At 33.2% G+C, this 8,414-nt stretch carries 6 protein-coding genes; all 6 read right to left on the reverse strand.

Going from position 1 to position 8,414, the window contains the following annotated elements; all coding sequences use genetic code 11:
- Window positions 1-1,156: 1,156 nt before the first annotated feature.
- Window positions 1,157-1,303 (reverse strand): hypothetical protein, encoded by a 147-nt coding sequence (locus EV194_RS17040; RefSeq protein ID WP_207916110.1) that lies wholly within the window; start codon window positions 1,301-1,303, stop codon window positions 1,157-1,159.
- A gap of 394 nt (window positions 1,304-1,697) precedes the next feature.
- The gene (locus EV194_RS16630) at window positions 1,698-3,017 is read right to left on the reverse strand and encodes an ATP-binding protein (protein ID WP_132435636.1); all 1,320 of its coding nucleotides are present in this window, start codon (window positions 3,015-3,017) and stop codon (window positions 1,698-1,700) included.
- Between the two features lie 227 nt (window positions 3,018-3,244).
- Window positions 3,245-5,590: a DEAD/DEAH box helicase gene (locus EV194_RS16635; RefSeq protein WP_132435638.1), complete on the reverse strand. Its 2,346-nt coding sequence runs from the start codon at window positions 5,588-5,590 to the stop codon at window positions 3,245-3,247.
- The gene (locus EV194_RS16640; RefSeq protein WP_207916112.1) at window positions 5,587-6,255 is read right to left on the reverse strand and encodes a hypothetical protein; all 669 of its coding nucleotides are present in this window, start codon (window positions 6,253-6,255) and stop codon (window positions 5,587-5,589) included. The genes EV194_RS16635 and EV194_RS16640 overlap by 4 nt, the downstream gene beginning before the upstream one ends.
- A 205-nt stretch (window positions 6,256-6,460) precedes the next feature.
- Window positions 6,461-7,522 (reverse strand): DNA polymerase beta superfamily protein, encoded by a 1,062-nt coding sequence (locus EV194_RS16645; RefSeq protein WP_132435643.1) that lies wholly within the window; start codon window positions 7,520-7,522, stop codon window positions 6,461-6,463.
- A 3-nt stretch (window positions 7,523-7,525) separates the two neighbouring features.
- Complete coding sequence (locus EV194_RS16650) at window positions 7,526-8,284, reverse strand: nucleotidyltransferase domain-containing protein (RefSeq protein WP_132435645.1); 759 nt, start codon at window positions 8,282-8,284, stop codon at window positions 7,526-7,528.
- Between the last annotated feature and the right edge of the window lie 130 nt (window positions 8,285-8,414).

Below are 8,414 nucleotides of genomic sequence, written 5' to 3' on the forward strand. Positions count from 1 at the left end.
ACAGAACCTCTCAGCTCACTGAAAAAGCATTTAGAAATATGGTTCAAGAAAAAAAATGTCTATTTTGTAGTTGTCTGATAAAGGGTAAGTCTACACTATCATAATATTTTCAATCTATCAATCATTAGTGCGTCGGCAAAAATTTGGCTCTTTTGCAAGCTGAAGCATCGGCATGTGTGTCAGAGCTTGCAAATGTGCCAAATGTGCGTTGGCCTTTTTAAGCATGAAACACAACGGTGATTTGTATGTGGCGGTTTTGCACAACCGAAACTATCTAGAAACGTGGAAGTTTCTGCAAAACTGACATATACAAAATGTTAGGGGGGCGTTCCATTTTTTTTAATCAAATCGTTAAAAATCTTGCTTAAAAATAGAGATTTTCTTGAATTTCAGGGACTTTCAGCGTAATTATCCGAATAATCTACGTTCTAAATGATTTTCTGCGGCATCGGAATTTTAGTTGATTTCACAAAATGTTAATATAATCAGACCGTTAAGTTTGCCATCGAAATTGTTGATTGTCGCCGTTTTCAATGTGTTTTTTGTTATAAATTTCAAGAGAACATGCAATTAAGTCACACATTTAATTTGCTCCTGAATTTTTTAATTTTCAATATGATAGCAAGTGTCTAAACGATTAATTATTCAAGCGATTAACATTGATTTCAACGTATTATTCGTCCGATATTTCTTGAAAATCCGCTATTTAATTAATCAATTCCATAAACATTCTCGTTTCACCACCGAAATCATTAACGACCTAAATATATCTCCAAAGATTTCAATACTCAATTGCTTATAAACCATCTTAGCGAAGCTGATTAACTATCTGATTAAAAATCAGAGTCTTTCGAAATGATTATTTCTCCATGTCATCAAGTTTTCAACACCTTGATTCTCTTTAGAAATTCCCGATAATCTTAGTATTCATGCCGTTAAATAAACTATTCCGTTAAAAACTCTCGTTTCTCCACCAAAATCATTAACGACCTAAATATATCTCCAAAGAATTCAATACTCAATGGCTTATAAACCATCTTTGCGAAGCTGATTAACTATCTGTTTAAAAATCCGCGTATTTCGGAATAATTTTTCTCCCCATTATCAAATTTTCAAAGCCTAGTTTTTTCTTAATGATTTCCGATAATCTTAATATTCACGCCGTTAAATAAACTATTCCGTTAAATACTCTCGCTTCTCCACCGAAATCATTAACGTCTACAATATTTCTCCGAAGAGTTTGTTCTTCTATGGCATAAACACCTGTTTTGCGAAGCCACGAAATATTCAGTTCGATATCCAAATTTCTCCGTTATGGATTTTTGTCGTTATGCAATATTGTTTTAATGTATTCCGATATGTTTAGTCCAGATATTCAGGTCGATATGTCGTAAAATCAATTTTCTTGACGTTATAAATATTCGAAGTAGTCAGTTTTTCTCTCTGAATTGTTTTTTTTCCTAAATATCTGTGCGAATTGTTTTTTAATTTGCTTTAAATAAGGGATTTGCTTCAAAAAAATGGACTGCCCCCCTAACGGTGATTTGTATGTGGCGGTTTTGCACACTCGAAATTTTCTATAAACGTGAAATTTTCTGCAAAACTGACATATACAAAATGTTGGCGTTTCGTTAATTATTTATTTCCGTCATATTTCCGCCAAAATATGTTTTTATCCGCCATTTATCCGCCAATAGTCAGACACGGATGAGTTTATATTTTGTCCCTTTCTTTTCTCCTACTTTTTCAAACAGACCAATTTCAGTTAAAAATTCTAAATCTCGTGTTGCTGTTCTTTCTGAGGTTTCACTAATTGTTTGATAGATACCATTAGTAATAAAGTCATTTTCTTTACAGTAGATAACAGCTTTAATCTGCCTTTTATTTAAGCCTTTTTCGGTTAAATATTTCTCAGTGTACGGTTTAAAGAGTTTTACAGAAATGCCTCCAAATTCTGACTCAAAAGAAGGTTCTGGAAGTCCTGCTTTAAGACATTCACTAATGATATTGATTGTTCCTCTTCCCCATGCTTCAATTAAACCTCCTTTAAAAAACACACTTGCAATTGTTGGATTGTAAGGTCTTGATGTGTGTTTTTTCTTTAAATCTTCGATTGAAAAGCCTTCTGGAAGTTTACCTTCATTCCATATCATTATCTTGTCGTCATACACACTAATTTGAACTGGAGCTCCAAAATAGTCGCGATGAACTATTGCGTTAATAATCGTCTCTCTTACTGCCTTATATGGATATTCCCATTTTTCGATTCGGTGTAATCCATCATAGGAAATAGGTGAAATCAGGAATTTTTTGTCAAGGATTTCAAGTGTTTTATCAGCAATTTGAAATGCATTTCCTTCAACTACTTCCTGAAAAATCAAATCATCATCTGTTTTCCCGAAACGTCCAATCTTAACGAATGCATTAATGTAAAATTTGCAAGGATTCTTACCAAACAAAACTATTGCTGAGCGTTTTATTAATCCGTTTTCTCTCAATAATAGATTGTCAAGAACTACTTCTGTATTTGTTTCGCTTTCAATAAATGGCATTCTCTTGCTAATCACAGCAGCTTTAATAAATGCCTCAATTGCATTTGGGTCAATATCATCAAGGGTTGCTCTATTCTCTATAACATCATCCCATGTTTTGCCTGATTTCTTTAAGAGAAAGTCATTTAAAGCCTTTCCCTTTAGTTCCTGCTTTGTACTTCCACTTCGATAATGATATTTTCCTTGATATGAGATAGCATTGTCATAAGGTTTTACAACAATCTCAATTATTTCATTAGAGTTTTCTTCAATAAGATTTACATCACAAATTATTCCTAATTGGCTTTGAATTTTGTTTGGGATATCTTCGAGCAGTTTTTTTGAGTTCTCAATGCCAATTGTTCTTCCGTTATCACTTTTTCCAATGATTAATTTTCCACCTTGTGCATTTGCGAACCCACAAATCCATTTCAGATATTCGTCTTTCCATGATTCTTTCCATTCAATATTTTGATTTTCAGTCATAAAATAAGATATGTTGTTGAATATCAAATATAAGGAAAAGAACTATAAATAGAGAGGGGATTCGCATTTTTTGCGCTTAATGAACGCCAACGGTTGGCGGTATGAAATCGTTGGGGATTGCGGGCTACTTTCCTGTCCAGTTGCACCAAACTTGATGCGTGGTAGAATGTTCGAATAACCACCTAACCCCCAATGTTTTATGCCGCGTGTTGCCAGTAGTTTTTTTATCATAAGTATCTTTCTATCAATTCATATCTGGAAGGAGGTAATTCTTTTATAGCCTCAGAAAATATGACCTCATCATCATTAATATTTAATACTAGTGGTTTTATCCATTCTATTTCATCAAATCCAAAACCATATCTCAAAAGCCATATTTCCAATTCATCGTTAGTTCCATATTTTATATAATTTCTTAAAGTTAATGCTCTTATGTCATTATTCTTATTGTAATAAATCTGAAATGCTGCCGCCAAAGGGTCAGATAATGACAATGAAATCACCTTATCTAGGTAATCGTAGGTATCATAAACCAATATATCATAATCAAAGTCGTTTATAGATGTATTTCTTGGAAAAATACCAACAGTTGCTGCACTGGTATTAGGAAGTGGTGTAGCCACAGTAGAGTGCCTAATTTCAATTTTTGCCCTTAAATCTGCCGCTTCCTTTGGGGAAATCTCATTCTTTTTCATTTTAGAAATAATAGACCTTTGCGCATCCTTATCTGTGAGAAAAGCATGTCGTAATGAAACAATTTCTTTAAATGATTTCCCCTGTATTTTCCACAACAATATTGGTATAGAAACACTTAAAACACTGGCTTCACCTCTAGTCAAAACTTGCTTTCTTAAATGACTAATATAAATTGTTTTAAATGCAGCTTTTACTTGACTCCTTGATTCATCATCTAAATTATAATAATCCTTACCTGTAATCGGAATGTTATTTTTTAAGAAGTTATCCAAGATAAATTCTATTGAAACGCTTATTTCAGCATCACTCAACCTTTTAACTTGACTTTCAGTCAAATGTAATTCATTGTCAAAAGTATCATTTTTTATTGCCTCTGAAATATCCTGTAAGTCTACTTCAATTTCGTCAATACTTGAATCCAGTTGAGATGTTTCAGAAAGGGAAGTAGTATGTGTCATTCTATCACAAAATCGACCAACATTTCTAGATTCAATTATTACATAACCAAAATCAAAGTGGTTTTTCCGGACTGAGCTACGACCTGCACGACCAATTAAGTTTTTTAAGTCCAGATTTTTCTTATTCTCATCACCTTGAAATCTAAAATTATTTATCCAAACGACATCAAAAGGCATATTTATTCCTTGTGTCAATGTCGAAGTAGCAAAGCATATTTTAGCAAAACCTTTATTCACAAACTTTTCAATTAATAATCTAGCAAACAATGGCATTGAACCGTGATGAACGACAATGCCACGCACCATCATATCAATCATGTATGAATGTTTTTCGCCCGCTCTTTCAGACGCACCTATAAACTCCCTTAGTTCATCAATTATATCTACAGCTTCTTGTATTTGAATTTTAGGACAAAGGCTTATATATTTTTCAAAATCCACCACATAACTGCCATCATATATTTTGGATTTAGAAATGTAAATAAGTAATGTGCCATTATCCCTAAGTATATCTTCTACTAATTCATAATTTACTGGAATTTGTTCTCTTGGGGTTGTGTCAATAAAAGGAGAGAAGTATTTGAAACTTTTGTTCATTTCAGATAAGAATATTTTACCAACTGAGTTTTGGTCATATCTTGCAGAATCAGAATTTTTAATAAAGCCATGTTTTGTTAATTGAGCTTCAGGATTTTGTACAAAGGGATGTGTAAACACTTTTTTTGAATTTGGTAATAATCTATCAACTCTTCTAACAAAAGAATCAAAACGCATACCTCGAATATGTTCTTCAGAAATCTGAGCTTCATCAAATAAAAATAGTTCAACATTTAAATCATGGATGATTCCAAATAAATCTTCACCTCTCTCGGGTGTAATAATGTAAATTCTCCTATTAGTTCTTGCTTTGTTAATATTTTCAATAAACTGCAGGACTAAAACTGAATTATCATCCTTTAATAAATCTTTAACTCGAAATAGATATTCTGATATTAAAGCCCTCGATGGCACAACTATAACAATGTCACTTAATGCATTTAGAATTAATTCTCTAAACAAGTATGATTTTCCTGAACTTGTTGGTGCTGAAAAAGAAAAATACACCTTTTCATTTATTTTACGATAAGCACTTGCTTGAACTGGAGTAAATCTTCGTCCAGTTTCTGTTTCAATAGTATCCGCAAAAATTGAATAAACTTCTTCTATTAAACTATTAGGCTGGGTAGTTTTATAAAACAACCCAATTAAATGCATTAACTTTCCTTCATATCGGCTAAACATCTGAGGATGAAACTTCTTTATGTATGCCAATTTTTCAAATTCATTTGAATTTATTGGCCCTTCTTTATGTATTCTAGTAATAACCTCCTGAATAGTATCTTCTATATTGTTTCCCGAAATGTATTCTGAAATTTTCATACTTCGACTCCGATTATGTACAATTCAGGAAATCTCAACAATTTTTCAAATCCCTCTGATTCTATCGCAGTTTTAAAAATTCTATCATATTGCTGACCATTTACTGAAAATGCAGCAATATATGCCTTAGAACCTTTTACTGCATTTTCGATTGCAAGGGGAGTGGAAAAGTTTTTTAAATCAACTAATTCCATTGTATCCTTCCCATCAGCAATAAATCCAACTATTTGGTTAATTGCAATAGTATGAGGATTAGAATTACTACTAAATTTTGCTTCACCAAATGAAATTAAGTTTGAAGAGCTTTCAGTGTGAAAATCAAAACCTGGATTTCCTGTTTTTTTTTCTTTCCACATTTCAGCTAAGGGTATATGAGTATGTTTCAAGTGTTTAATTAATGAGTCCTTTGCTGATTCTGAAACAAGATATTCACCAAACTCTTCTGTAACTGTACTTTCAACTTTCTCAAAAATTTCAGAAACTAGTTTTTGAATCGTCTTTTGAGCTCTTGCAGAATATGACAATTGTTCAACAACCCCTAAATTCTTAATCCAGCTATCATTTGATATAGATTGAATAATATCTTTCGCCCGTTTCTCAATATCAAGGATTTTAACATGGATTTTATAAACCACGCCTGTGGAAGTTTTTCCAAAATCCTTCATATCTATGCTCTCAATACATTTTATTTCCATATTTCATTCTCAGCTGTGAGGTTCTTTAAAATTACTGGCAACGGTCACATATATGAAATGTTGGGGGCTTCGGGAGTCAGAATTATCGGCCGACACAGAAATTTATGCGGAGCACAAAAGTCAATGTAAGCACCAAACCCCCAATATTTTATATATGATGTTGGCATTTCGTTGTTTATTTTTTGTCTTTATAAAATCTGTCTCTCAATCTATAAGTCAAATTGTTTATCATTGCTAAATCAGGCTCAGTTGGCAATTCTGACTTTTCAAAAGCTAATTCCATTTCCTCCTGTTTTAAGTCAGCCATTTTTAATAATTCCTCGTATTCGAATTTACCCGATTTAATTTCAAGTAAAAAATCCCGATTTGGTCTTTTTACATTGACTTTTTTCTCTTTCCCGATTTCGATAGCCATTTCTAAAAGTCTGAATACATGCATCATGTTTTTAGCATCGTAATTCTTTCCGTGACTTTTAGTATTTTCATATCTTTTATCGTTTCGCTTATCAACCCAGTCCCAATATTCACGATATTCCTTACAATATGTTGAGTAGCCGTCCCGATTAAAATACAGTAGAGATTCTTGCATAGTTCCTTTTGGTATTGAACTTAAACAAACATCATTTGAGTCTTTACCTTTCATTATTCCACTGAATCCAAGTCGTTCAGAATAGTATAATCCGTAAACATCTTTCATGTATGGGATATTCACTAATCCGCAATTTTCTTGATTCCAGCCCTTAATTTCCAAATATTTTTCAAGTGGTATCGCTCCTTGCTCGTAATTAACAAAACAAAATGCCAATACACTTTTTCGCTCTTTTGCAACAGGATTTACAATCTTCTTTTTTAGTCCTTTCGCTTTTTTAATCTGTGACAATGCAAACTTTCCAAACGTATTATTGCAAAGCTTGGATAAAATCAATTCAGATTTAATTTCAGTCAAATACGGATGTTTATAGATAATTGCATTGTCAGGCGTGTTGAGCAATTCCAAAATATTGGGATTGTTTAGCGAAAGCAACTCCATAAACCGTCCAAGCTCATAAAATACAACATCGTTTGTTTCATTATTCACCTGAGGAATATAGTTCAATCCATAATACTCCGCTTTCGGCAGAATAAAAACGCCTTTAATGTCAGTGTCAGAAGTTGGGGTATCTAATCCGTATGCTTTACTGCCACTAATACATTCAAGTATTATTAGTCCTCTATTTCGTAAATCGTCAATTGTCATAAGTCAAGCCAATGTTTTGAGAAAAAAATCATTCAAATCAGTCATTTTCCCTTTAGAAGCTGGCAAACTTTGTGATTCGTTTTCCGCTCTTTCAATACAGGCTTTCATGAATTCTATCAACACAGTCTCTCCTTTATGTCGGTATGTTTCGCTAATAGTTGACTTTATTTCAATTAGTTCTCCAATCCTTGTTATTAAATTTGCAGGCAAGTCCAGTCCATTTAACATTTTACCAAATTCAATTGGTGGAATTTCCTCCTTTTCTAAAATCCACAAACACGCCACTGACGCACGAAGTGCATAAAAGAATTTTTTAAGTTTATATTCCTCTGCATTTGTTACTTCTTCAAATGCCTTTTTTGCCATGCTTAAATAATGGTGGATTGTAGCAATTCTTGAATAAGTCTTTTGCGCAACTGAATTGATTTCAGTCAGGAATTCTTTGTCAACTTTATAAATTATCGGTGATTGAATTCTTTCGAGCAAAGGGGGATTAGATTTTGCAAGTAACCGAAGGCTTTTTCTTAAATCCCAACCGCTTATATCTATCTCATTGTTCTCTAGGAAATATTCAATTGTGTCTTTTTCTTCGGTCAAGCTTAAATACCAATCTTTGTCATGCTTGTAAATAACACGAACATCAAAATCGCTGTCAGGTGATGGAAATCCCCACGCTCTGGAACCTGTCTCGCAGGCTAGGAGAATTTCAATCCCTTGTTCTTTCTCTAAATCAGATAAATATTTCTTAATCTTTTCTTCCATCAATCGTGTTTAATTTTGTGGAGGATGTCTTTGTCGTCGGGTAACGCAGGCGGATTGCTCCGCCCTTGTCCCCTAAGAACCGTACTTGATAGTTTCCCATCATACGGCTCAAGCTCTCTAAAGGCGGAAT

Source organism: Natronoflexus pectinivorans (genome assembly GCF_004345615.1).
Classification (GTDB): domain Bacteria; phylum Bacteroidota; class Bacteroidia; order Bacteroidales; family Marinilabiliaceae; genus Natronoflexus; species Natronoflexus pectinivorans.